The organism is Chitinophaga sp. XS-30, assembly GCF_008086345.1.
GTDB lineage: Bacteria > Bacteroidota > Bacteroidia > Chitinophagales > Chitinophagaceae > Chitinophaga.
The window spans coordinates 5,917,147-5,943,435 of sequence record NZ_CP043006.1 but is presented as its reverse complement, the minus strand read 5'-3'; the positions used below and the strand labels follow the sequence as shown (position 1 = coordinate 5,943,435).

Annotated in this window: 22 protein-coding genes; 11 read left to right on the top strand and 11 right to left on the bottom strand. The window is 53.5% G+C overall.

Features of this window, described 5'->3' with window-relative positions:
* Positions 1-15: 15 nt before the first annotated feature.
* The 5 genes from FW415_RS23900 to mqnB form a co-directional block, all read right to left on the bottom strand.
* Positions 16-732: a hypothetical protein gene (locus FW415_RS23900; protein ID WP_148389619.1), complete on the bottom strand. Its 717-nt coding sequence runs from the start codon at positions 730-732 to the stop codon at positions 16-18.
* 75 nt (positions 733-807) lie between these two features.
* Positions 808-1,845, bottom strand: coding sequence for a hypothetical protein (locus FW415_RS23895; RefSeq protein WP_148389618.1), 1,038 nt, complete (start codon positions 1,843-1,845; stop codon positions 808-810).
* 7 nt (positions 1,846-1,852) lie between these two features.
* Positions 1,853-2,590: a hypothetical protein gene (locus FW415_RS23890; RefSeq protein WP_148389617.1), complete on the bottom strand. Its 738-nt coding sequence runs from the start codon at positions 2,588-2,590 to the stop codon at positions 1,853-1,855.
* A 268-nt stretch (positions 2,591-2,858) separates the two neighbouring features.
* On the bottom strand, positions 2,859-3,671 hold the full coding sequence (locus FW415_RS23885) for a 1,4-dihydroxy-6-naphthoate synthase (protein ID WP_148389616.1): 813 nt from the start codon (positions 3,669-3,671) through the stop codon (positions 2,859-2,861).
* An 18-nt stretch (positions 3,672-3,689) separates the two neighbouring features.
* Positions 3,690-4,343: a futalosine hydrolase gene (gene mqnB / locus FW415_RS23880; RefSeq protein ID WP_148389615.1), complete on the bottom strand. Its 654-nt coding sequence runs from the start codon at positions 4,341-4,343 to the stop codon at positions 3,690-3,692.
* Positions 4,344-4,419: 76 nt separating this feature from the next.
* Here mqnB and FW415_RS23875 point away from each other — a divergent pair, with 76 nt between their 5' ends.
* From FW415_RS23875 to FW415_RS23860, 4 genes are all read left to right on the top strand, one after another.
* Positions 4,420-4,833 (top strand): 6-carboxytetrahydropterin synthase, encoded by a 414-nt coding sequence (locus FW415_RS23875; protein ID WP_148389614.1) that lies wholly within the window; start codon positions 4,420-4,422, stop codon positions 4,831-4,833.
* Between the two features lie 17 nt (positions 4,834-4,850).
* Positions 4,851-5,438 (top strand): GTP cyclohydrolase I FolE, encoded by a 588-nt coding sequence (gene folE, locus FW415_RS23870; protein ID WP_148389613.1) that lies wholly within the window; start codon positions 4,851-4,853, stop codon positions 5,436-5,438.
* A gap of 99 nt (positions 5,439-5,537) precedes the next feature.
* Positions 5,538-6,446 carry an ACP S-malonyltransferase gene (gene fabD / locus FW415_RS23865; protein WP_148389612.1) on the top strand — a complete coding sequence of 303 codons (909 nt, stop codon included), beginning with the start codon at positions 5,538-5,540 and terminating at the stop codon, positions 6,444-6,446.
* Positions 6,447-6,505: 59 nt separating this feature from the next.
* Complete coding sequence (locus FW415_RS23860; protein ID WP_148389611.1) at positions 6,506-6,880, top strand: hypothetical protein; 375 nt, start codon at positions 6,506-6,508, stop codon at positions 6,878-6,880.
* Between the two features lie 3 nt (positions 6,881-6,883).
* Here the strand turns inward: FW415_RS23860 and FW415_RS23855 are convergent, their stop codons facing one another.
* Both FW415_RS23855 and FW415_RS23850 read right to left on the bottom strand, forming a co-directional pair.
* Entirely contained in the window at positions 6,884-7,330 is a 447-nt protein-coding gene (locus FW415_RS23855; RefSeq protein WP_148389610.1) for a GNAT family N-acetyltransferase, read from the bottom strand.
* Positions 7,331-7,336: 6 nt separating this feature from the next.
* Positions 7,337-8,557 (bottom strand): PLP-dependent aspartate aminotransferase family protein, encoded by a 1,221-nt coding sequence (locus tag FW415_RS23850; protein ID WP_148389609.1) that lies wholly within the window; start codon positions 8,555-8,557, stop codon positions 7,337-7,339.
* A 62-nt stretch (positions 8,558-8,619) separates the two neighbouring features.
* On the opposite strand from FW415_RS23850, the gene FW415_RS23845 reads away from it, so the two are divergent.
* Together FW415_RS23845 and FW415_RS23840 are read left to right on the top strand one after the other, a co-directional pair.
* Entirely contained in the window at positions 8,620-9,114 is a 495-nt protein-coding gene (locus FW415_RS23845; RefSeq protein ID WP_148389608.1) for a DinB family protein, read from the top strand.
* 41 nt (positions 9,115-9,155) lie between these two features.
* On the top strand, positions 9,156-9,851 hold the full coding sequence (locus tag FW415_RS23840; protein ID WP_148389607.1) for an NUDIX domain-containing protein: 696 nt from the start codon (positions 9,156-9,158) through the stop codon (positions 9,849-9,851).
* Positions 9,852-9,919: 68 nt separating this feature from the next.
* On the opposite strand, the gene FW415_RS23835 is transcribed toward FW415_RS23840, so the two are convergent.
* Positions 9,920-10,924, bottom strand: a complete 1,005-nt coding sequence (locus FW415_RS23835; protein ID WP_148389606.1) for a beta-ketoacyl-ACP synthase III — start codon at positions 10,922-10,924, stop codon at positions 9,920-9,922.
* Between the two features lie 91 nt (positions 10,925-11,015).
* Here FW415_RS23835 and ruvA point away from each other — a divergent pair, with 91 nt between their 5' ends.
* The 5 genes from ruvA (at position 11,016) to FW415_RS23810 (ending at position 23,095) form a co-directional block, all read left to right on the top strand.
* Positions 11,016-11,603: a Holliday junction branch migration protein RuvA gene (gene ruvA, locus FW415_RS23830; RefSeq protein ID WP_148389605.1), complete on the top strand. Its 588-nt coding sequence runs from the start codon at positions 11,016-11,018 to the stop codon at positions 11,601-11,603.
* A gap of 36 nt (positions 11,604-11,639) precedes the next feature.
* On the top strand, positions 11,640-18,896 hold the full coding sequence (gene sprA / locus FW415_RS23825) for a cell surface protein SprA (protein WP_148389604.1): 7,257 nt from the start codon (positions 11,640-11,642) through the stop codon (positions 18,894-18,896).
* A gap of 50 nt (positions 18,897-18,946) precedes the next feature.
* A complete protein-coding gene (locus tag FW415_RS23820; protein ID WP_148389603.1) occupies positions 18,947-19,369 on the top strand; it encodes a hypothetical protein in 423 nt (140 codons plus the stop codon).
* Between the two features lie 238 nt (positions 19,370-19,607).
* On the top strand, positions 19,608-21,881 hold the full coding sequence (locus FW415_RS23815) for a TonB-dependent receptor (protein WP_148389602.1): 2,274 nt from the start codon (positions 19,608-19,610) through the stop codon (positions 21,879-21,881).
* A 5-nt stretch (positions 21,882-21,886) separates the two neighbouring features.
* Complete coding sequence (locus FW415_RS23810) at positions 21,887-23,095, top strand: sialidase family protein (protein ID WP_148389601.1); 1,209 nt, start codon at positions 21,887-21,889, stop codon at positions 23,093-23,095.
* Positions 23,096-23,178: 83 nt separating this feature from the next.
* On the opposite strand, the gene FW415_RS25095 is transcribed toward FW415_RS23810, so the two are convergent.
* From FW415_RS25095 to FW415_RS23800, 3 genes are all read right to left on the bottom strand, one after another.
* A complete protein-coding gene (locus FW415_RS25095; protein ID WP_168208960.1) occupies positions 23,179-23,340 on the bottom strand; it encodes a hypothetical protein in 162 nt (53 codons plus the stop codon).
* 207 nt (positions 23,341-23,547) lie between these two features.
* Entirely contained in the window at positions 23,548-24,306 is a 759-nt protein-coding gene (locus FW415_RS23805; protein WP_148389600.1) for an SDR family NAD(P)-dependent oxidoreductase, read from the bottom strand.
* An 11-nt stretch (positions 24,307-24,317) separates the two neighbouring features.
* Positions 24,318-26,249 carry a PKD domain-containing protein gene (locus FW415_RS23800; protein WP_148389599.1) on the bottom strand — a complete coding sequence of 644 codons (1,932 nt, stop codon included), beginning with the start codon at positions 26,247-26,249 and terminating at the stop codon, positions 24,318-24,320.
* Positions 26,250-26,289 lie beyond the last annotated feature (40 nt).

Below are 26,289 nucleotides of genomic sequence, written 5' to 3'. Positions count from 1 at the left end.
GCAACATCCGGGAGATCAGGGTGTCAGCTGCTGATAACGGAAGTTGTAATAGGGGAATGCTCCGCCTGTTACGCCATTCTGATAAATAGAACTGATATCGAATTTGTAGATAGTGGAGCCGCTTTTCCAGAGCAGGGTGCGATCCGGAACGGGGATCACGTGATGGGAAGGCGTCCATTGATAAATATACCAGCCTGCGCCGTTAGCATAAGCCGCTACTGCAGGAGGAACACCTGTGCCGGTCACTTCGTCCATCCCGATGACGCCGCTGCCGGCCGGTGAAGCCTGAGGTGTGCTGGCGGAAGACCAGTCACCGTATTCCACATCATCAAAATAAACATCAATGAAACGGATCTCGTTGCTGCCTGAGGCAGTGATATCACCTGTGGCAATACCGCTGAATTTGATGGAGTGAGCGCCGGGGTTGCCCGCATCATTGTTCGGGAAATCCCAGTAGAAATTGCCGTCTGCAGGCTGTCCGGGGCCGGAGGAATAGGACTGCCTGAAATTGGCTACGGTATATATGCCACCGTCGTTGTAGATCTTGCCTTGTGAGCCATTGCTGCTCAGTGTGGCGCTGTCCCCGTCAGGGATCGTCAGTGAAAGGGCGTCTTCAAGGGTTATCTTTTCATCGGCAATGACGTCATTATTCTTGGAGCAGGATGCAAAGCACAGCAAAGCGCCTGTGCAAATGGTCAGTGCCGCCCGGGTCAAGGTGTTGTTTCTTTTCATAATAAGGGTTTAATGAATGTAAAAAAGGGTTTATAGTAATTGCATTGGACAGATGTTGCTGCAAAGTGTTTATAATTATTCGGTAACGGTGAAGGATACACTGCCGTCAAAAGGCGCATTCACCGGTATGGTGACCTTTGTAGCGGCTGACCAGCTCCAGTTGCCGATATAGTCTGATGTACGCAGTGCGATGTTCACGCTGCCTGCGGCCCAGGTGCCCATCGTGCGGGTACCTGTGGGGAAACCGGCGGGCACGCGGTAGGTAGCGGAAGCAGCGGTGTAGCTGACCAGCTCCAGGGTGCCGAGTTCGCTTTCATTGCCGTTCGCATCATAGGTCATCACAATGGCCTCTTTCATGTCAAAAAAATTGGCGCCGGAAAAGGTGATCTCTTCACCGCGTTTCACCGTAACCGAGGTGGTAAGCGCGTCCGCCGTGCCTTTCATGGAGGAAGGGTACACGATGCCGAAAATATGATCTGCTGTTTCCAGTGTTTGCGTACCGCTGACGATCCTGATCCGGTATCCTCCCATTCCGAATTGATCTTCATCCGGAACGGTGACCACCAGGTCCTGCGTTTCTTCGGTGAAGGCAATAGCCAGTTCGTGTTCCGTATCGCTGCTGTCTATCAGGTAGAAGCGGGTGACGGCCGGGTCCGGGATAACGTAGCGGAGATAAACGCCGTTGGTGAATGTGCAGGTGCCGCCTTTTTCAGCGAGGTAAGTGATATAGGTTTCCTGTGCCAGCTGGATGGGCGGCTGGTTGATCACGATCTTCAGGAAATAATCCTTTACCGCTCCGCTCTGTGCCTTTACGCTGAATTTTGTACCGGTAGCGAAGTCCACTTCCGTGCCGGATGCCGGTGTTACGGTTGCATTTTCCGATACGGTGATCTGCGGGCTGATCTTTTCCGGCATGTCCAGGTAAGAGGGCCAGTAAATGACGATGCTGTCCCCCACCAGCGCCGCGCTGATGGTTTCGTCGGCTGCGGTGATCTTCAGCGATTGTATGTCATTATAGGGATAAGGAGCGTACTCGGTTTCCTTTTTGCAGGAAACGAAGGTCAGCAGGCAGATGCCGAGTAAAGTAATATGGATGGATATATAAGTGCGCATGTAATAATCAGGTTTTGGTGATCTGGATGGGATATTGTGTGATGGCTTGCCGCGCATAGTTGTACACTCTTATGCGGAAGGTCTTCGTGGTCTCGAAGCTGTTGAATACGGCGGCGCCGTCCGGCTGGTTCTTTGACAGGGTGATGTTTATGCTGTAAGTATCATTGAAAGCATTGGCAGCGATCCCCAGCGGGTAGACATTGCCTTCATCATCCACCATCTCCAGTTTCATCAGATCCCTGTTCTCGTTAAAACCCGAACCTTCCAGCACAATGCGCAGAGAGGTAGCGGCGGCGCGGATATTGTAGTTCCTGATATTGTCTGCAGTGGACAATTCTTTCAGCACTACGGGCGGCTGCTGCACGGCGATTTTCAATGTGTATGTGCTCTTGTTCCCGTCTTTCCCGGTTACGATATATTTTATATCGCGGCCGTTCCGGAATACATCCATGAGATCTTCTATCAGGGTTCCGCTGGCCGGTGTTACGGTAGCGCCTGTGGCAACGGTGATCTGCGGTTCCAGTGTGACGAGTTGCAGATAGAAAGGAATATACACGGTAATGCTGCTGTCCGCATGATCGATGGTGCCGGCAATGGGATCGCCCTGCACGTTCACGATCTTGTATTCCAGTATCCTGCTTTGCGAAAGCTCCGGCGGGGCAATGGTGTCGGTTTTTGTACAAGCTGTTGCCAGCAATATGCCAAAGCTGCATGCCAACACCAGGGATCGTAGATGTTTGTTCATTGTCTGCTATCAGAATTTTTGGTCTGTGATATAAATGATGCACAAAGTTGCGTACATCAGCCGACCACTAAGGGAGAAATGCGAACCATAGCGGGAAACGGGGTGTAAATCTCCGTTTGGGGTAAGGAGTGGGCGTGTGGTGGTAAGTGGGAGAGGGGGTGAATGGGGTACATTCGCAGGTGCTCCGCGGTTGAGGTCGGGAACAACACCTTATGGCCTTGTGTAAGGCTTATGCTTCCGTACGATGATGTGGGGATGGATAAGGCCGTCAGGCACCGCTGCCTGCCGCAACGGCGCCGCTGCTCATTTCTTTCAGTTTTTCAATAGCCGTCCGGCCATCTTCGCCCAGGTCCAGGCTGAATGCATTGACATAGAGATCGATATGCTGGCGCATCACGTCCTCGTCCATTTCCTGTGCATGCGCTTTGACGTAGGGGGATAATACGGGGTATTGCGCGAATGCCTGCTGCAGGCTGCGGTGAATGAGCTGGTCCACCTGCCGGCGGATATTTTCGGGGATGTCTTTCCGGATGAAGATGCCGCCGAGCGGGATAGGCTGGCCGGTTTTGGTTTCCCAGAACTCGCCCAGGTCCATCAGTTTTACCAGTCCTTTCTGCTGATAGGTGAAACGGTTCTCGTGGATGATCACGCCGGCATCCACTTCTCCGCTCAGCACGGCCTGTTCGATACCGGAGAATACCATGATCTTTTTATTGACGGCGCCGGGGAAAGCGATGCTGAAGAGCAGATTGGCCGTGGTGTTTTCGCCGGGGATGGCAACGGCGAGGTTTTTTATGTCCGAAAGCGGAATGTCTTTCCGGGCGATGAGCAGGGGGCCGCAGCCGCGTCCCAGGGCGCTGCCGCTGTTGAGCAGCGTATATTTGTCCGCTACCTTCAGTCCTGCCGCGAAGCTGAGCTTGGTGACGGCGAGTTTCCCCTGCATTGCCCACTGGTTCAGGGTTTCTACATCTTCCAGTTGCGTGTCGAAACGGAGGTCTCCGCTGTCAATTTGCTGATTGACGAGGGCATCGAAGATGAAGGTGTCGTTCGGGCAGGGGGAGAATCCCAGGGTCAGCTGCATGTGTTCAGTTTTTTTATGTTAAAGCTCCTGCAGCAGGCTGCGGAGGGTATTGTTCAGGTTGTTGATAGCCAGGGGAATGTTCCATTTGCTTTTGTCGCGCACCTCTACATAATTGGAGATGGTGCGGAGCTGCAGGAACGGGATATCTTCCCGGAGGCAGCAGTAGTGAAAGGCCGCGCCTTCCATGCTTTCCAGGTCCGGCTGGTATTTCTGCTCCAGCCTGCTGATAGTGGCCGCGGAACCGGAAACGGTATTGACGGTCACCCCGCTGCCCTGTGGCAGCTGAAGGGCGGCGGCGGGAAGCTGATCCAACGTATTGATCAAATGATGATGTGTAAACGGCGGCATATCATATGGCCAGAGGCCGATCTCAAACAGGTCGCGGTGCGTGCCGTTATCTTCCGCGCCGAGGTCTCCCAGTACTTCCTGTTTCACCAGTACGGTATCGCCAATGGCCCAGTCTCTCCGGAAGGCACCGGCAATCCCCGCCTGTATGGCCAGATCGGGCCGGTCCGCCGCCAGATGCCTGCCCAGCTGGTAGGCAGTGCTGAACATGCCGATGCCGGTGATCAGCACTTTTATTTCCGTTCCGTTCATGGCTCCCTGATCTTCCAGCCAGTCCACCAGCGGCTTTATTTCCGGTAGTGTAGCGGCGGTGATGAGTACTTTCATGGGGTAAAGTTAAGCCCTTCAGCCGTGTACTCTCATCGAATTAGTTTATTTTTGCAGAAATTTATCAAACTGTAAAATGATCTATTTAACGCGCGTGGAGCATTTTAATGCGGCACACAAGCTATTCAACCCGCAGTGGAGCAAGGAGCAGAACCTGGAGGTTTTCGGGAAATGCGCCAATGACAACTGGCATGGGCATAACTATGAGTTGCACGTCACCATCAAGGGTGAGCCCGATCCCGAAACCGGTTTTGTATTCAATGCCAAAACGCTGGGGGTGCTTATCAAAGATGTGATCGTGGAGAAGCTGGACCATAAGAACCTGAATATGGATGTGGATTTCATGAAGGACAAGTTCACTTCCGCCGAAAACGTGGCTATCGCCATCTGGGAGCAGCTGGAACAACATCTGCCGGAGACCGTGCAGCTGCATTGCATCCGTCTGCACGAGACGCCGAAGATCTACGTGGAATACTACGGTGGAAAATAACTGACAATCAATAGCACATGGCATACAACAAGCAAGAATCATTCGACGAGGAGATCACATCGGGTCTGATAGACAATTACAGGGAATGTATCGCATTGCTGGGGGAAGATCCGGAACGCGAGGGGCTGCAGAAAACACCGGAGCGTATGGCCAAGGCTATGCAGTACCTCACCCAGGGATATCAGACAGATGCCAAAGCCATCCTGGAGGGAGCGAAGTTCACGGAAGCCTATAGCGAAATGGTGATCGTGAAGGATATTGAGTTGTACTCGATGTGCGAGCATCATATGCTGCCTTTTTTCGGGAAAGCGCATGTAGCCTATATTCCCAACGGATATATCACCGGTCTGAGCAAGATCGCCAGGGTGGTGGACGTATATTCCCGCCGGATGCAGGTACAGGAGCGGCTCACCCACCAGATACTGGACGCCATCCAGGATACCCTCCGTCCCCAGGGCGTAGCGGTGGTCATCGAAGCACAACACCTTTGCATGATGATGCGGGGCGTGCAAAAGCAGAATTCCGTCACCACCACCTCCGCTTTTTCCGGCCAGTTCGAGCATGGCGCCACCCGCGCTGAATTCATGAAACTGATCGGCCGGTAACACCGTTTTGCCGTGATATGGTTTAATACTTGTTGTCACAATGGATTAAACCATATTTTTTTATATATATTTGCGCACTGATAAACAGATAATAACGATATGCAGCACGCTTACGTATTTCCCGGGCAGGGCTCCCAGTTCCCCGGCATGGGCAAAAGTTTATATGATAACAATGCCAGCGCCAAAGCCCTGTTTGAGCAGGCCAACGACATCCTGGGGTTCAGGATATCCGATATCATGTTTACCGGCACGGAGGAAGACCTCCGGCGTACGGAAGTAACGCAGCCTGCGGTGTTCCTGCATGCGGTGATCGCTTTTCTGTGCATTGATGACCCCAGGCCGGCGATGACGGCGGGGCATTCCCTGGGCGAGTTTTCCGCCCTGGTGGCCAACGGTGTGCTGGCCTTCGAAGATGCGCTGCGGCTGGTAGCCATCCGCGCCAATGCCATGCAGAAAGCCTGCGAGGCCACTCCTTCCACCATGGCCGCCGTACTGGCCCTGGATGATGCCAAAGTAGAAGAGATCTGCGCGTCGATAACAGATGATATCGTAGTAGCGGCAAATTATAACTGTCCGGGCCAGCTGGTGATCTCCGGCACCGTACCGGCTGTGGAGCGCGCCTGTGAGCTGATGAAGGCCGCCGGTGCTAAACGTGCGCTGATCCTCCCCGTAGGCGGCGCTTTCCATTCACCGTTGATGGCTCCCGCCCAGGCCGAACTGCAGGCGGCCATCGAAAAGACCACCTTCAATACACCTGCATGCCCTGTTTACCAGAACGTAGTGGCCAAAGCCGTGACCGATCCGGCAGAGATCAAAAACAATCTCATCAGCCAGCTTACCGGCGCTGTCCGCTGGACGCAATCCGTTCAGGCCATGATCGCCGATGGCGCTCAACGGTTTACGGAAGTTGGTCCGGGTAAAGTATTACAGGGGCTCATTCAGAAGATCGATAAAAATGCGGTAACGGACGGGATCAGTACCGGGCTGGAAGAGGCGATGGCCAAATAGGCGTCACCGTTTGTAACTTTCGTTTTTCCCCTGCGTTCTACTGGTATAAACATTCCATTATGCGCCTGTCCTTATTCCTCCTGGCTGTTCTGGCCGCTGCTCCGTCGTGCAAAGAAGAATCGCTGCCGGATGAACGGTGGCTGGAATCCACCCAGCGCCAGGAAGTGATCGTATTCAAGGATGTATCCCCGCTGGATGCCCGGGGCGGGGAGCAGAGCTTTTACTTCCAGGCCAGGAAACTACCCGAAAGTTCCAGTATCACCTCGCCCTCCGGTTTTTATTATTATTCCCTGGAAGGGGATTCGCTCCTCCTGAACAACACCCGTAAAAAGGTATTTTTCCGGATGGACGAAAGCGGCCGGTCTTTCACCATCGGCCGTTTCTTCCCCGATCCCGGCGGCCTGCCGGAACTGCTGATCTTCGAAAAACAGTAAAGCTTACAGGTCAATGCTGACGTTCAGCCATTCGGGATCGAACTTCGCGTTGTATTTTTTGTAAAAGTTGATGGCTGGCTCGTTCCAGTCCAGCACCTGCCATACCATTCCGGAGAATTTCTTTTCCCGGGCCTCTTCGATGAGGCGGTCGAACAGCAGTTTGCCGATGCCTTTGCCGCGCCAGCTTTCGGTAACGATGATGTCTTCCAGGAACATTCTTGCGCCTTTCCAGGTGGAGTAGCGGACGTAATAAAGCGCCATGCCGGCGATCTCCCCGTCAGCCTCCGCTACCCAGGCCCACCATACGGGGTTGGGGCCAAAGCCGGTTTCCTCGAAATGTTCCGCGGTTACTGTTACCTGTTCCGGCGCTTTTTCATACAGCGCCAGTTCCCGCACCAGCTCCATCATACGGGGGCAGTCTTTCTTCTCTGCTTTTCTGATATTGATCATGATTGTTTATTGCAGGGCTTGTTCAAGGTCGTTAAGAATATCGGTTACGGATTCAATGCCGGTGCTCATGCGGATCAGCCCGTCCGTGATGCCGTATTTTTCCCTGATCTCCTGCGGGATGCTGTAATGCGTCATGGATGCGGGGTGACAGATCAGCGTGTCGCAGGTGCCGAGGGAAACGGCGCGGAGGCACATCTGCAGGCGGTCGATAAAGCGCATGCCGGCTTTCATACCGTCTTTCAACTCAAAGCTCAGCATGGCGCCGGGATGTTTCATCTGCCGGGAGGCGATGGCAAAATCCGGATGGTCCGCCAGGCCGAGGTAATTCACGCGGGCTATGGCAGGATGCCCGTCCAGGAACCCGGCCACTTCCATGGCGTTATGGCAATGGCGTTCCATGCGCACTTCCAGCGTTTTCATGCCTTGCGTGAGCAGGAATGCATCGAAGGGATTGCTGTTGTTGCCGAGCAGGCGATGCACTTTGTCCACCTGTCCCTTCATCATCTCCATATCCTTTCCCACCAGCACGCCGCCGATGGCGGTACCGTGGCCGTTCAGGAACTTGGTGGTGGAATGGAAAACATAATCCGCCCCGTAGGCGAAGGGTTGCTGCAGGTAAGGGGTGGCGAAAGTATTGTCTACCGCCGTGATGAGCCGGTGCTGATGTGCCAGCGCTATCAGGGCTTCGAGGTCCACACATTTGAGCGTGGGGTTGGCCGGTGTTTCCAGGTACATCATTTTTATGGACGGATCTGCCTGGATAGCTGCGGCTGTTTTGCCGAGGTCCTGCATATCCATGATCAGGGCTTCGATGCCCAGTGGCGGCAATATCTTTGAAAAAAGCTCTTCCGTGCCGCCGTAGAGGGAATAGTGGGAGATGATCTTGTCGCCGGATTTCAGATTGGCGAGGAAAAGCGTGCTTAATGCACCCATGCCCGAGGCGTGCAGGATGGCTTTGAGGGCCAGGGGCCGGCCGCTTTCATCCGTCAGTCCAAACCCTTCCAGCGCCGCTATCTTCTCTTCCGCTTCCCGGAAGTTTGGACTGTCCCAGCGCGTATAGATATACCCTTCTTCCTGCCCGCTGAAGCGGCGCATGCCCTGTTCCGCCGAATCATATACGAAAGTGGAAGACGCGTAAATGGGTGTGAGGTGGGAATACAACGGGTCCTGCTCATGGCCGGCATGTACGCAAACTGAACTGAATCCCGAGAGCGGTGCTTGTTTCATGGAATGTTATTGAAATGTTGATTATCTTGTTAGTGATTTACCTTGTAAAAATAAGATATTAGATGAAGGATCTTCTACTGCGGTATGCCAGGTATAATATTTGGGCGAACCAGCGGATGCTGACCTTACTCAACGGACTGTCGGAAGAGCAGCTGGACAAGGACCTGGGGAGCAGTTTTTCCTCGCTGCGCAAGACCATTTATCATATATGGGATGCTGAAAGCATATGGTTCCAGCGCCTTCAGCTGGCATCGCCGGTGCTGGTACCTACCCGGACGTTTACAGGGGACTGGGAGGAGTTCACGCACCTCTTCACCCGGCAGAGCGAGCAGCTGAAGGATTTTGTAGCCACCGCTTCCGATGCCAAGCTGGCCCATACGATAGAATATAACCGGCTTGCAAAAGGCATCGGCAAATCGGCGGTTGTGGATGCGCTGCTCACGGCATTCAATCATTCCACATTTCATCGCGGGCAATTGGTGACGATGCTGCGGCAAAGCGGTGTGAGCAAGATACCTCCGACGGATTATATCAAATACACCGGGCTCAAAAAATAATTTCACGTTTTTGTTATCAGAAAGTATCTATACCAGTCAGTATGAGTATTCCATCATTTTATGCCAGTTCCCCGAGACACCTTGTGGCGGTGGATTGTATCATTTTCGGATTTGAAGGCGGCAAGCTGAAGCTGCTGATCATGAAGCGCAAGGTAGACCCGATGGAGGGCGCCTGGTCGCTTGTGGGCGGGTTCGTGCAGGAAGGCGAGAGCACGGACAGCGCAGCTACGCGTGTATTGCAGCAGACTACCGGGATAGACGATATTTATATGGACCAGTTGCAGTGTTATGGTGATGTGCAGCGGGATACCGGCGCCAGGGTGATCTCCATTGCCTATTATGCCCTCATCAATATCCAGGAGCATGACCGGGTGATGGCCACTGAATACGGGGCTCACTGGCTGGAACTGCACCAGATACCCGAACTGATATTCGACCATACGCAAATGTTGCAGGATGCCCTGGCCCGCCTGCGGGACAAAGCGCGTTTCCATCCGCTGGGCTTTGAGCTGCTACCGGAAAAGTTTTCCCTGCCGCAATTGCGGAATCTCTACGAGGAGATCTATCAGCGCGAGCTGGACAAACGGAATTTCAGAAAAAAGATACTGGCGATGGGGATATTGGAGAAGCTGGATGAGAAGGACAAGTCCACTTCAAAAAAAGGCGCGAATCTGTACCGGTTCGACAAGCAGAAGTATGAGGCGCTGACGCGGCACGGGTTTGTGTTTGAGGTGTAGGATGATAAATTAATATCAATAGCAGGATGTTGGTCAATTCACCCACATCCTGCTGTTATTTTGTTCCGTTATATCTTATCCCCGTCGTATGCCCACTTCACGTAGCAGGCCCCCCAGGTGAATCCTCCGCCGAAGGCGGCCAGTATCAGGTTATCCCCTTTTTTCAGCTTGCTTTCCCAATCCCAGAGGCACAATGGTATGGTGCCGGCGGTGGTGTTGCCGTAGCGCTGGATGTTGATCATGATCTTTTCTTCGGGGAGGCCCATGTAACCTGCCGTGGCATTGATGATGCGCAGGTTGGCCTGGTGCGGCACCAGCCATGCGATATCGTCTGCCGTGAGGTGGTTGCGTTTCATGATATCGCCTGCGGCTTCGGACATGTTCGCTACGGCGTATTTGAAAACGGTCTTGCCCTCCTGGAATACATAATGTTCACGGTTGGCAACGGTTTCCGCGCTGGCCGGTTTGGCGGAGCCGCCGGCTTTCATGTTCAGGAACTCGCGGCCATGCCCGTCGCTTTTCAGAATACTGTCTACCACACCGAAGCCTTCGGTATCGGGTTCCAGCAGTATGCCGCCTGCGCCGTCACCGAAGATGATGCAGGTGGCGCGGTCCGTATAATCGATAATGGAGCTCATTTTATCAGCTCCGATAACCATTACTTTCTTGTAGCGGCCGCTTTCTATGAACCGGGCGCCGGTATCCAGCGCGTAAAGGAAGCCGGAGCAGGCTGCGCCGATATCGAAGCCGAAGGCATTCTTTGCGCCGATCTTATCCGTAACCACATTGGCCGTGGCGGGGAACACCATATCCGGCGTTACCGTGGCCACGATCAGCAGGTCGATCTCCTCCGGGCTGATGCCCCTTTTCCTGCAGATCTCCAGCGCTACCGGAACACAAAGCTCTGAAGTGCCCATGCTTTCGCCTTTCAGTATCCTTCGTTCCTTGATGCCGGTACGGGTGGTGATCCATTCATCCGTTGTGTCTACCAATTTTTCCAATTCCTGGTTCGTCAGTACATAGTCGGGAACATACCCACCCACCGCTGTAATAGCGGCCGTTATTTTACTCATATTGTTAGGATAAGTTATAAAATGGGCGTAAAAATACGACTTAAACGAATATTTCTATTTATGATTTAAATTTACCCCCTTATTCAGCCTTATGATAGCATATTTAATTGGTAAACTGGCATATAAATCACCCGCACTTGTACATCTGGATGTGAACGGGGTGGGATATGAAGTACAGATCAGCCTGCATACTTACTCCAGGATACAATCCCTGGAAAGTTGTAAATTGCTGACCTTCGTACATATAAAGGAGGATGCGCACACCATGTACGGCTTCTTTGATGAAGCGGAAAGGACCATCTTCCTGCAACTGATCAGCGTTTCGGGGGTCGGCGCCGGTACCGCCCGCATGATGCTCAGCTCGCTTCAGCCGGAAGATATCCAGCGCGCCATCGTAATGGATAATGAAAAGATGCTGGAAGGGGTGAAGGGCATCGGCTCCAAAACCGCCAAGCGCCTGATTCTGGAGTTAAAGGACAAAATGCGGAAACACAAGGAAGATGTATTACATTTATCTGTAACTTCTCACAATACAATACAGGAAGATGCGTTAAATGCATTGGTTACCCTGGGAATAGCCCGAAACATGGCTGAGCAGGCAGTACAGAGGGTGCTGAAAGCGGAGCCGCAACTCAATGAATTGGAATTACTTATAAAGAAGTCCCTCAAAAGTTTATAAATTTATGTCCTTGACCTCTATAAAACCTAAGATCGCTTGGCAAGAAAGAAATACTATGGTGCTATTGCAGTAATAGGTGTTGTATCTTTTATCATTGTTGACACAGCTGCCAGAAGCAGGAATAGTTCGGGATATGCCTATAGAAGCGAGTATGACATAGCTGTTGACCGGAAAATTGATTCCACGGCGCAAGATACTACCCGCAGGGATACGCTGAAATACCCCATCCATGACAGGAGGGGCACCAGTGTTACAGACCCTGTGCGGAACGCCATCGACCTGAAAGACCCGCGCAATATCAACAAAACAGTAGAATACGACCCGGTTACCAAACAATACATCGTCACGGAAAAGATCGGGAACCAGTTTTACCGCCAGCCAACGGTACTGACTTTCGGTGAATTCTACCGCCTGCAGGCGGAGCAGAGCGAACGGGATTACTGGCAGAAGAGGGCCAGCACCATTGGCAATCTCAACCAGCGCACCGGTGCGCCGCAATTGTATTACGGCGATAAATTGTTCGACCGGGTGTTCGGCGGCACCAAGGTGGATATCAAGCCACAGGGGAGCCTGGGCCTCACTTTCGGCTACCAGGGCCAGAACGTAAAGAACCCCATCCTGGTGGAACGGGCGCGCAAGAACGGCGGCTTCGATTTTGATATCGATATCAATATGAACGTCACGGGCCGCATCGGCGAAAAGCTCAAACTCATCACCAATTACAATACACAATCCACTTTCGATTTCGAGAACCAGGTAAAACTGGAATATACCGGGTATAAGGACGAGATCATCCAGAAGATAGAAGCCGGGAACGTGAGCTTCCCGCTCAGCAGTTCCCTTATTTCCGGCGTACAGTCGCTCTTCGGGGTAAAGACCCAGTTGCAGTTCGGGCGGCTTACCGTTACCAGCGTTCTTTCCAATCAGAAATCACAGAAGCAGAACATGACCCTGCGCGGCGGCAACAGCGTGCAGGATTTCATGATCAGGGCGGATGAATACGAGGATAACCGGCACTTCCTGCTGGCGCAGTTCTTCCGCGATACCTTCAACTATGCCATGGGCAACCTCCCGGTGATCCGCTCCCAGGTATATATCAACCGCATCGAGGTCTGGGTGACGAACCGTACCGGCGCCACCACCAATACCAGGGATATCGTTGGCCTGATGGACCTGGCGGAATACGATCCTTTCAACCCCTCGATCAATGTGCTGACCAGCGCCCGCCTGCCGGACAGGAATACCAATGACCTCTACGGCAATATCATCAGCGATCCCGGTTCCCGCAACTCCGGCACCGTGGTGAGCCGGCTGCTGGCCATGGGCCTGGAACCGGTGCAGGAGTTTGAAAAAACATTCGCCCGCAAGCTGGATTCCACCGACTATATCCTCAACCGCCAGGTAGGCTTCCTTTCCCTCAACCAGCAATTGCAGCCGGATGAGGTGCTGGCCGTAGCCTATCAGTACACCTACAACGGACGCGTGTACCAGGTGGGCGAGTTTTCGCAGGATGTACCGCCGGACCAGACCAATTCCGCCAATCAGAAGATACTGTTCCTCAAGCTCCTGAAAGCTACCTCAGCCCGGCCGGCCCTGCCCATCTGGGACCTGATGATGAAGAACATCTATTCCACCAACGCTTTCCAGATCAACCGGCAGGATTTCAAGCTGGATGTATTATATAAAGATCCGGGTACAGACGACCGGGTGCCCAGCGAAAAACGCTACCTCCCGGATGCCAGGGGACAGTTTGCCGGCGCCCCCATCATTACCATCCTGAACCTGGACCGGCTGAATAACCAGAATGATCCCCAGCCGGACGGGGTGTTCGATTATGTGGAAGGGTACACCATCAACTCGCAGAACGGCAAAGTGATCTTCCCCGTACTGGAGCCTTTCGATGACGGGCTCAGCAGGGCCTTTGAAGGCGATCCCGTCCTCGAAAAAAAATACCTGTATCCCATGCTGTACGACTCCATCAAAGTGATCGCCCAGCAATTCCCGAACCTCAACCGCTTCATCCTGCGCGGTTCCTACAAATCCAGCAATTCCTCAGAGATATCGCTCAACGCCTATAATATCCCGCCCGGTTCTGTGACCGTCACCGCCGGCGGGCAGATGCTGCGCGAGAATGTGGATTTTATTATCGACTATAACCTGGGCCGCATCAAGATCATCAATGGCGGTGTGCTTAGTTCCGGCGTGCCCATCAATGTACAGTTCGAGAACAACGCGCTGTTCGGGCAGCAGGTGCGGAACTACATGGGTACGCGGCTGGACTACTACGTGAGCGACAAGCTCAACCTCGGCGGTACCATGGTGCGGATGAGCGAACGCCCGTATTATCAGAAAGTGAATTACGGGGATGACCCCATCAGGAATACCATCCTCGGTCTGGATGCGAACTATATTTCAGACTGGCGCGGCCTTACCCGGATGCTGGACAAACTCCCGAATTTCACCGCCAACACACCGGCCAGCATCAATTTCACCGGTGAGGTAGCCAAGCTCATTCCCGGCCACAGCAAGCTGGTGAATGAGGCCGGCAGCAAGCAGGGGCAGGTGTATATCGATGATTTTGAAGGTGCGCGCAACGGGTACGATCTGAAGTTCCCGGCTACGGCCTGGGCGCTGGCCTCCACTCCTAAAGACGCTTCGGACGCCTCCGGCACCATTCTTTTCCCGGAAGCGGAGTATAACGATTCCCTGGCGTATGGCAGGAACAGGGCGTTGCTGGCCTGGTACATCATTGAGCCTACCTTGCAGATCCCCCGCTCTCCGAACCTGCCGCGGGGTATCACGGAAGCCAGTCAGTTCGATCCGCGCAGCCGCCTCGTATATCAGAAAGATGTGTTTCCCAACCGCTCTACCGATTTCGGGCAAAGCCAGCTCAGTACGCTGGACCTGGCTTTTTATCCGGAAGAAAGAGGACCGTATAATTTCGAGGCCACCCCCGCTACGTTAACGCCGGAGGGAAGGCTGCGCAATCCCCGGAGCCGCTGGGGCGGTATCATGCGCGCCATCGATAACAGCGACTTTGAAACGGCCAATATCGAATTCATCGAGTTCTGGATACAGGACCCCTTTATCAATAATCCCACGAGCAGCGGCGGTAAACTGTTCTTCAACCTGGGGAATGTTTCTGAAGATGTGCTGAAAGATGGCCGGAAATCTTTCGAGAACGGTCTGCCTGATCCGAATACCGGTCTTAACAAGATCGATTCTTCCAACTGGGCGCGCGTTCCGAAGTTCCAGCAGCAGATCACCCAGGCATTCGACAACGATCCGAATATCCGCCGGTACCAGGATGTGGGCTACGACGGCCTGCAAAGCGTGGATGAACGTCATTTCCGCCGGGATTACCTGGATGATATCGCCGCCATGTTCGGTACCGGTTCGGTTATTTACGAAACAGTTCAGGAAGATCCCTCCAACGATGATTACCGCTGGTACCGCGATGCGACATATGACGGTGGGGATGGTACCGACATCCTCGGCCGCTACAAAAGAATCAACAACCCGGAAGGCAATTCCCCGGTATCCAACGATAATTCACAGTTCTCGCAGGCCAGCACCAACTACCCCGAGTCGGAAGACCTGAACCGGGATAATACCATGAATGAAACGGAAGAGTATTTCCAGTACCGCGTGGAGCTGACGCCGAACATGCAGGTAGGCTCCAATTACGTAGTGGATAAATTCACAACCGTTGTACAAGGCCCCAACAACACCACCCGCGAGGAGACCTGGTACCAGTTCAAGGTGCCGGTAACGCAGTATGATAAAAAGGTGGGCAATATCCCCGACTTCAAATCCATCCGCTTTATGCGGATGTTCCTGACCGGGTTCGAGGATTCTGTTGTATTGCGTTTCGCGAAGCTGGATCTTGTACGCAACCAGTGGCGCCGCTTCCTTTCCGAACTGCAACCCGGCGATCCCGTTCCCATAGATGAAAGTACCGTGTTCAATTCCTCCGCGGTGAACATCGAGGAAAATGCCAGGCGCCAGCCCATTCCCTACGTGGTGCCTCCGGGCATCCTGCGGCAGAATACGCTGAGCACCAACAACACCAATATCCTGCTCAATGAGCAATCCCTCGCCGCACAGATATGCAACCTGAAAGACGGGGAATCCCGTGCCCTGTATAAGAACCTGAACCTGGATATGCGGCAGTACAACCGCATGCAAATGTTCATCCACGCGGAGCCAGCCGGTTCGGCCAATGCGCTGGCGGATGATCAGCTGCACGCGATCATCAGGGTGGGTAGTGACTTTACAGAAAACTATTATGAATACCGGATTCCGCTGGAGATAACATCCTGGACCGGACCGCATCCGGAAGACTCGGTATGGAAGGAAGCCAACAACCTGGACCTCGAACTCACGAAACTGACCCGGGCAAAACAGGCCCGTAATGTTGCCGGTGCCTCTCCCCTGATCCCTTATGTGGTGCAGGATGGCCGTAACTTTATTACTATAATGGGTAATCCCAGTCTCGGTGACGTTCGCGGCGTGATGATCGGTGTATTCAATCCGGAGGATGATGGCATGCCCAAATGTACCGAAGTATGGTTCAACGAACTGCGCCTGACCGGGCTGGATGAAAAAGGCGGATATGCCGCACTCGCGCGGGTAGACCTGCAATTGTCAGACCTCGGCTCAATCACCTTCAGCGGCAACATGCATACCGCGGGCTTCGGCGCTATCGACCAGCGGAACAACGAACGTTTCCGCGATAACTATATTCAATATGATGTAGCCACGAACCTGGACCTCGGCAAACTGCTGCCCAAACGCGCAGGTATCTCCGTACCGGTTTATGCGGGTTACTCGCAGACCGTCAGCAACCCGGAGTATGATCCCTACGATCTCGACATCAAACTGAAAGACAAACTGGAACTGGCGCTGGACAAACAACAGCGTGATTCCATCAAACGGAATGCGCAGGACTTCACCTCCATCACCAGCCTGAACTTCACCAACGTCCGCAAAATGACGCCGGGCAAAACGAAGAACAGGCTCTGGGATATTGAGAACTTTGATATCAGTTACTCCTATTCGCAGATCAGCCGGCGCAATCCCGTGATTGAAAATGATGTGCTCACCAAGCACCGTGCGGGCCTGGGATATAATTTCTCGGGAACGCCCAAATACCTGGAGCCCTTCAAATCACTCATCAAAAGCAAGTCGCCCTGGGTAGGATTGATAAAAGAGTTCAATCTCAACTATGTGCCCACACAGCTCAGCTTCCGTGCGGATGTGACCCGCCAGTTCGGCGCCACAAGGCTGCGCAACGTCGGTGGCGGCCCCTTCCAGCTGCAGGAAACATACGACAAGTACTTTACATTCGACCGGTATTATACCCTGAAGTGGGACTTCACCCGTAACCTGTCGCTCGACTTCAATGCCTCCAACCTTGCCAGGATAGACGAGCCGATGGGCCGCATCGATACCGATGCGAAACGGGACAGTGTGCGCAGCAACCTCTTCAAATTCGGGCGTACCACCAATTACTATCATACCGCTTCCGTGACCTATACATTGCCAACGGCGAAATTCCCGCTGCTGAACTGGACGAACGTTGCGCTCAGCTACAGCACGGATTATCGCTGGATAGGCGCTTCCCGCCTGGCCATGTATCTCGGTAATGCCATTGAGAACACGCAATCCAAGATCGTATCCGCCGAACTGAAGTTCTCGGACCTCTACAATAAAAGCAAATGGCTGCGTAAAATGAACGCCGCCCCTGTGCGCAGCACCATGCCGCAGATGAACAATATGAACAACAACCAGCCCAAACCGAATCAGCCAAATGCGGCGAAAAAAGACGAAGAAGAAACGGAAGGCAGCGGGCTGGTGAAAGGATTGATGCGGGTGCTCATGTCACTCAAAAGGGTGCAGGTAAACTATACAGAAAATGCCGGCACACGCCTGCCGGGGTATATCGACAGTACGAAGGTATTGGGCATGAACTGGGCTTCCATGGCGCCGGGCATCGGGTTTGTACTGGGGCAGCAGCCGGACAGGCTTTGGCTGGACAATTTTGCGAAGAAGGGATTGCTCACCCGCGATACGCTCTTCAACATCCAGTTCCAGCAGCAGTTCACACAACGGCTGGATGCACAGGCGCAACTGGAACCGATACGCGATCTGCGCATCGATCTGAACCTGACCAAGTCATTCACAAAAACATATACGGAGTTATACAAGGACACCACCGGCAACGGCACATTCGGGCACCTCAGTCCATATGACGCCGGAGGCTTCGAGATCACGTTTGTGGCTATCAAAACCATGTGGGGCAAGATCAATGAGCAGGACGGTATTTCACAGACCTTCCGGGATTTTGAGAGCTACCGCAAGATCATTTCCCGGCGGCTGGGCGCGGAGAATCCTTATAGCCAGGACCCCTCCATTCCGGAATTTGATCCGAAAGACCCGGAATACCGCTACGGATACGGCCGTTATTCGCAGGATGTGCTGATACCCGCATTCCTGGCCGCATACACCGGCAAAAATCCGGAAACCATTTCCCTGCTTAAACAGGGAGCCGGCGGGGTAAGAACGAACCCTTTCAAGAACATCCTGCCCAGGCCGAACTGGCGGATCTCCTACAACGGGCTGAGCCGCCTGGCGCCATTCCGTAATTTCCTTTCCGTGTTCACGCTCACCCATGCTTATATCGGCAACCTGAGCATGAACTCCTACAATACGGCATTGATGTTCTACGATCCGCTGCTGATGGGCTACCCGGCGTTCCGCGATTCTGTGTCCGGCAACTACGTACCTTACTTCCTGCTACCGAACATGACCATCAATGAGCAATTCGCGCCTTTGCTGGGCGTGGATATGACCTTCACCAATTCGTTGAACGCCAGACTGGAATTCAAGCGCAGCCGTACACTCAGCCTTAGCATGATCGACTACCAGCTGAGTGAAATGCGCTCCAGCGAAATAGTGGTCGGCGCCGGATACCGGGTGCGGGGCTTCCCTATGCCGTTCAAGATCGGCAAGGAGGGCGGCACCAGGCTGGAGAATGATCTGAACTTCAGACTGGATATAAGTTTCCGTGACGACAAAACAGTGAATAACCGTCTGGATGCAGATATCGTGATCCCCACCAGCGGGCAGAAGGTGATCGGCATCGCCCCATCCATCGATTATGTGATCAACAACCGCCTTAATATCAAGTTCTTCTACGACCGCAGGCAAACGATACCGGTGATCTCCACAGCCTACCCCATCACCAATACAAGGGGCGGGCTCACCCTCCGGTTCATGCTGGCGCAATAAGCAAAAAAGGGGGCCGCACTGACGAAGGTCCCCTTTTTTATTTCCCGGGCATGATCTTGATCATTGTAGCAAGCCAGCCTGACCGGTACATTTGCAATATTCTTATGCGGTACATTTTCGTCATTATCACATTAACAGGCCTCTTGCTGCAGACTTTCGGCAAGGGACTGATATTGGCGGAATATATGCTGAACAAGGAATACATCTCCCGGGTACTGTGCGTGAACAGGGCGCAGCCGGAAACCGGCTGTAACGGCCAGTGCCATCTGATGAAGCAGATGGAGAAAGAAACGAAGAACGAGCAGAACGGCAATGCAGTGAAAGACAAATATGAAGTGGTGATCGCGCCTATACATGCACAATTTGCATTGCAGCCGTATTTCACGGTAACAGCCATCAATACAGCTTATAGCAGCGATCTTCCCCGGAACCTTAATGCCGCCATATTCCACCCACCCCGGGCCCGGGCATAAAAGGCATCTCCTTTTTTACAGACCAGACATCAATTACTACGCGCCATGGATCATGGCAAGCGATCGTAAAAGGTATCCCTTTTTTACAGATCAGACATCAATTACTACGCGCCATACACCATGGCAAGCGATCGTATGCGCTTTTTGACGCAACAACATCAGCAGCTCCGTACCCGGTGCTATTTCCCGTACCCGGCAACGGGGAGGCTTGCCGGCACGTACCCATAAAAATGAGAACATGCAACGTTTATTGATACTCATCTTATTGACCGGCATCATATTGCCCGCTTCCGCGCAGCAGCAGCTGCAGGGCCGGGTGGTGGATGCGCAGACGCATGAAGCCCTCGAGGGGGCCAGCATCACGGCCATTGGCTGTGGATGCCGCTCCGATGAAAAAGGCATTTTTACACTCCCGGCATTACCGGATTCCATTCATATCTCTCATCTCGGCTATGCCGGTAAATGCCTGCCCGTCATAAAAGACGGCAACATGATCATTTACCTGGAGCCGCAAAGCGCCCGGCTTAATGAAGTGATCGTATCCGCCGGCAGGGACAGGCAGTTCCGTACCGATGCCCCTGTAGCGATCAGTACCATCTCCACCAGGATGATCAGGGAAACGAAAGCCACTTCGCTCGAACAACTGCTCAACAAGGTCAGCGGCGTGTATATGGTGGACCTTGGCAATGAGCAGCATACCATGGCCATTCGCCAGCCGATCGGATACCGCAGCCTGTTCCTTTACCTGGAAGACGGCATTCCCATCCGCACAACAGGTGATTTCAATCATAATGCCCTCATAGAAATAAATATGGCTGCGCTGAAAACGATCGAAGTGATCCGCGGGCCGGCTTCTTCCCTCTATGGCAGCGAAGCGGTAGGCGGCGCAGTGAACTTCATCACCTCTTCTCCCGCTATATTGCCCACCGCAAAAGTACAGGCGGAAATGAGCGATCAGGGATACAAGCGTACGGACTTCAGCGTTTCCGGCACAACCGGGAAACTGGGCATATTGCTGGGGGGATATTATGCAGATCGGCGCAACGGGTATATCGATCATAGCGATTTCCGCAAGCTGGCCCTGACACTGAAGGCACAATACCAGTTCAGCGACCGTAGCAGGTGGACGAACAGCATTTCACTGACGGACTATAAAACAGATCAGACCGGTGGAGTGGACAGCGCAAATTTCTTCAGCAAGAACTATAAAAGCCTGCACACCTTTTCCTACCGCAAGGTAAAAGCCCTGCGCGTACGCAGTACGCTGGAGCATCAGTGGAACGGGCGGAACGCAACAAATTTCACGGCCTTCTACCGGAACAACGAGATCGGGCAGAACCCTTTTTATGCCATCAAAACAACGAGCGATCCCCTCAAAGCGCGCGGAGAGATCAACAGCGATGCCTTTGCCAGCTATGGCCTGCTGGTGCAGCATAAAAAACAGTTTGCCTGGAAGAAAGCATCCCTGATCGCCGGTATGAGCGTGGATTACAGTCCGGCCGGTTATTTTGCGGAGTTTATTGATGTGGACAGGGATGCCGCCGGTTATTTTACAGGCTATGCCATTACGGATTCCGTGTTGACCGATTACCAGGTTGATCTGGTGAATACCGCGGCGTACGCACAGGCGGAGATCAGCCCGCTGGAGAGCCTGAAAGTTATTGCAGCGTTGCGTTACGACAGGATGGACTATAATTTCGACAATCATCTTCCTCCTTCCGCATTCACCGGCTCTCCCGATGAGCGCAACTACTTCCATGCGTGGACGCCGAAACTGGGCCTTACGTATGATTTCGGCCGGGAGCGCGGCATATATGCGAACTACAGCGTGGGATTTGCGCCGCCGAACATTTCGGAATTGTACAGAGGCGTGAAAGTGCCGTCCCTTCGCCCCGCTACCTATAATAATTATGAGATTGGCGGCTGGTTTGCATTTGCAGGCAGCAAGGGATATGTGGATGCCAGCCTTTACCGCATGGATGGGAAAAATGAAATTGTGAGCGTGCGCCTGGCGGATGGATCTTCCGAGAACCGCAATGCCGGTAAAACCCGTCACAGCGGTGTGGAATGGAACCTGCGGTACAAACCTTTGCCTGCAATATTGTTCCGTACCGGCGGCACCCTGGCAAAGCATGATTTTGTGGAGTATGAGGACAAAGGCAATCAGTACAACGACAACCGCATGAACGGCGCGCCCGCGGTGATCACCAATACAGAGATCACCTGGAAGCCGGCATTTCTCGGCGGCATCCGCACCGGCATCGAATGGCAGCATGTGGGAAAATATTTCATGGACCCGGCCAACACCGAGGAATATGGTGGCTATGAATTGTTCAACGCAAGAATAGGGTATAGCCGGGGAGGGTTTGAATGCTGGCTGAACTGCCGTAACATCGCTGATGTGATGTATGCCACCACGGTTGAAAAAAGCGCCTTTGGCAAGAGTTACCGCCCGGGGCCCAACCGTACTTTCAATTTTGGCGTAGCTTATACTTTTACCGGAAAACAATGAAGGATATGAAGAAATGGACGGTGTTTGCCGCTCTGGCTGTATCTGTAACGGCATGCAGGCCGGCGGGTTTTTCCGGCGGGCCAGAGCTGGTATTGTCCGATACGGCGTATGATGCGTCCTGCGCTTACATGACGCGGAATGCACAGGGAGCATTGGTGTTGAGCTGGGTAGAAAGCGCCCCCGGAGCAGAAACGGGAACATTTCATTATGCTGTTTCTGCTGACAACGGGCAAACATTTTCCGCTGCGAAGGAAGTGGCAACCGCTACCGGTATTCAGCCGCATGCGGAGAATCTGCCCAAGATCATTTTCCGGCCGGATGGGGAAGTGATCGTGATGTTCGGTGTGCAAAGCAATGACCCCCGGAATAAATACGCCGGCAAGGTACTGTACACAAGTTCCCCGAACGGGGGAGCAAGCTGGCAGCCCGCCGTTCCGCTGGTCACCGATACGGCGGGTTACGATCAGCGGTATTTTGACATGGCCCTGCTGCCCTCCGGCGAAGCCGCGGTGATCTGGCTGGATAACCGCAAGCATCATCAGCAGGAAGGCTCCACCCTGTACATGGCCACTACCGGCGAACGGCCGGGCTTCCGCCGCGAACGGCAGATCGCGCAGACCGTATGCCAGTGTTGCCGCACAGCGCTGTACCTGGATGCACAGGGATCGCTGCATGCCGCTTTCCGGGATATTATCCACGACACGATCCGGGATATGGTGCATATGGTATCGGCAGACGGCGGCGAAACTTTCTCACCGCCCCGGCGCATCAGTCCCGATAACTGGGCGATCAACGGCTGCCCGCATACCGGGCCGGCAATGGTAAAGAATGCTGAAGGCCTTCATTTTGCCTGGTTCACCATGGGAAGAGGGCAGGGTGTTTTCTATTGCCAGTCGCCTGATAACGGCATTACCTATACGAAAAAAGAAAGTATCAGCGCACTGCCCACAGCAAAACATCCGCAACTGACCGCGCTGGAGAACGGAGAGCTGGTAATGGTATGGGATGAAGCAGCGGATACCTCGTCCAGCCGGATAGGCCTGTTGCATAAAACAGGGAACGGTGTAACGGCAAGATCAGGGTTTATTACGCCGGAGCGGACGCTTGCGGGGTATCCGGTGTTGAAGGCCGCGGGTGAAAGAACGGTGCTTGTAGCCTACAGGAAACGGAAGGATGACCGGGGGATGATCTGTGTGCAGCGGGTGGAGTTGTAGTGAGCGGGGGGAACGACCTAAAAAAAGGTGACTAACAAAGTAATTATTTACTTATTAGTCACCCTTCATGAAAACGATGTTTTTCAGTTGTAACCGAAAGAGTACGATTTTTCGCTCTTCCAGCTTTGACGCATGGCCCAGCGGCCATAGTTGTTCCTGCGGGAACCGTCGAGATAAAAGCTGATGAATTCTTTCCATCTTGGATAGTACAGCCGGAGGATGTACATAGTAACAAATGTTAGCATAGGGATATGGTTATAGGATGATCAATAGGCTCTTTTGACGGACCGTACCCTTTTGGTACGGGGAATATTACGTTTCGTTGATATCGTGGTATTTATGAAGGCATACGGCTCCGGGGCCGTTACCATTCCTGCTGCACATGTCAGATATATAGGCTTTCAAATATAGTTAAAAACTATAACGTGTATTATAACACTTATGTGTAATTTTTATCGCTGGATGTAATAGGCGTTGGCTTGTGCCGTTGGGGTCAGCACCAGGTCGTTGATGCAGACGTGTGGCGGCAGGGAGCAGCAGTACAGGGCCACATCCGCCACGTCTTTTGCGCTGAGCGGCGTAAAACCTTTGTACACATCTTTTGCACGGGCTTCATCGCCTTTGAAGCGAACAAGGGAGAACTCGGTTTCCGCGGCCCCGGGATGTATGGCCGTTACCTTGATGTTCCAGGGCAGCAGATCGATGCGCATCCCCTGTGTGAGCGCGTCCACGGCGGCTTTGCTGGCGCAGTACACATTTCCTTTGGCGTACACGGTCTTGGCTGCGGTGGAGCCGATATTTACGATCTGCCCCTGTTTTCTTGCCTTCATCCAGGGCATTACAGCCCTGGAAACGTAGAGCAGCCCTTTTACATTGGTATCCAGCATCGTATCCCAGTCATCGGGATCGCCTTCGTCAACCGGGGAGAGGTCCAGCGCCAGACCGGCATTGTTGATAAGCACATCCACCTGCCGCCAGTGCTCTTCCAGTGAGCCAAGCGCCTGCTCTGTTGCTTTGCGGTTACGCACATCAAAAACCAGGGGTTTTACTTTGACGGCATGGGCCTGTTCCAGCTGCTGTTGCAGTTCCCGCAGCCGCTCTTCCCGGCGCCCGGTGATAACAAGATGATATCCTGCTGCTGCGAATGCGGTGGCGCAAGCTTCTCCGAAACCGGCCGTTGCGCCGGTGATAAGGGCTATTTTTCCTTGCATATGGTGTTTTTTTATCGCACCAAAGTTACCGTTCCTTTCCTGAAAAGTTTCTCGCCGTTCAGGTCTACTCCTTCGAGTATCCAGAGGTAGGTGTCAATGGGCGCGGGGCGGCCTTTGTGATATCCGTCCCAGCCCCGGCGGAAGTCCAGCGAGCTGTGTACCAGCTCGCCCCAGCGGTTGAAGATGCGGAAGAAGTGATATTCCTGAATGCCTACGGGAATGAACCGGAAATAGTCATTCTGTCCGTCCCCGTTCGGGGAAAATGCGTTTGGTACGTAGAACTGCGGGCCGGTATAGTATTTCACATGGATGGTATCGTACCCGAAGCAGCCCTGCTGATTGCTGACGCGCAGCACGAAACTGATCTCGTCATTCCAGCTGAGGATGGGGTCGCGGACGTTGGGGTCTGTCAATCCCGTTGGCGGCCACCAGTTGTACACCTCGCCGCCCTGGCCCTGCAGCCGCAGTGTTTGTCCTCTCGCCAGGATGGTATCATTCCCGGCAAAGGGATTCACTTCGTACAGGCGGAGATTCCGGGTGACGGAGGCTTCGCAGCCCTTGTCCGTCTCCAGGTCCAGCCGGATGGTGTACACCCCGCCGTTGGGGTAACGGAAGACGGGGCGCAGCAGCATGGAGGTATCCGAACCGGTGTGTTGCACCCCGAAGTCCCATCTCCGGCTAACGATATTGCCGTAGCGGTAAGTTGAATGATCGTCGAAGTACACAGGGTCTTCCCGGCACAGCCCGCTAACCGAGAAATCCGCCCTTAATCCGGGATAATTGTTGATCCGGCCCGTGGTGCTGTCCGTGCAGGGAAGACCGGGATTTACCACGAGCTTCACAGTGTACACGCCCGTATCCGGGAAATGGTGGAAGAAGATATCCCGGCTGTCTGTCAACGTATCGGTGCCGTCGCTGAAGGTCCACTGGTAGGTAGAGGTGAAGCCGGACACGCTGTTATTGCTGATGGGCACAGCCAGCCCGAGCGTATCGTTGCAATGGTTGAGCAGTTGCGGAGTAGAGGCTACTATCCTGGTTGCACAGGAATAAACAGTGATCAGCATGTCTTTATGATGTGTACCCAGCAGCCGGCCCGTATGCCGGTCGTATTCCGAAACGCAGACGGATACCACAAATTTTCCGGAACGGTTGGGCGTACCGGTGATCAGCCCGTTATTGTCGATCGACAAAGGCGGGCTGCCGCCCAAAGGATCTCCTCCATGATATGGCGGAATATAGCTGACGGTAGTGGTGTAGGGCGGCGGGGAAACGCTTTCATTACTTCTGGCGGTATTGCTGGCGAGTGCGCTGCATAGTGTGTAGGTCAGGCTGTCCCCGTCCGGATCGGTAGCGGAATAGTTGTAGCGCAACGGAAGCCCGGAGCAGATCACCGGCGCCTCATCAATGCCGAAGTAGGCGCTGTTGTTATCCATTCTGCCGCTTTCGCTGCCGGGGATCACGGTATAAAATGTTGAGCCTTCCCGTTCTGAATTGTAGATATTGGTGATGCTTTCCCCGCGGCAGCAGCGCTGGTAGGAGATATAGTAACCTCCTGTTGCGGGTGGCAGCTCAATGGTATCCCCCTCATAGAAAGCCACTTCAAGGTAGATGGTCTGCGGCGCCAGGCAGGGGTTTTTGAGCGTATCGCGTATGGAGCGGGTGTACTGGATGCTCAGCAACTGGGGAGGCATCACCCTTTGCCCGCCGGCATTGAATATGTTGACCGGCACAGGGTTCTCGAAGTAATCCAGGCAACCCTGACGGGTGCCGCATACAAAGTCGCCGTCGCGGTATAGTTTGAGTGTGATGATGTACCGGTAACTCCCGTTAGCCATATTATACCCGACGCTCCGGTAATAAATTTCCCCTCCAATGATATGATATGCTATCACCGTGGAATACAGCAAACTGCCTATTAGTGCCAGGAAGAGAAACTTGCCCATGGGAAAGGCTTATTCCTTATAATTTACGATAAATAAAGGG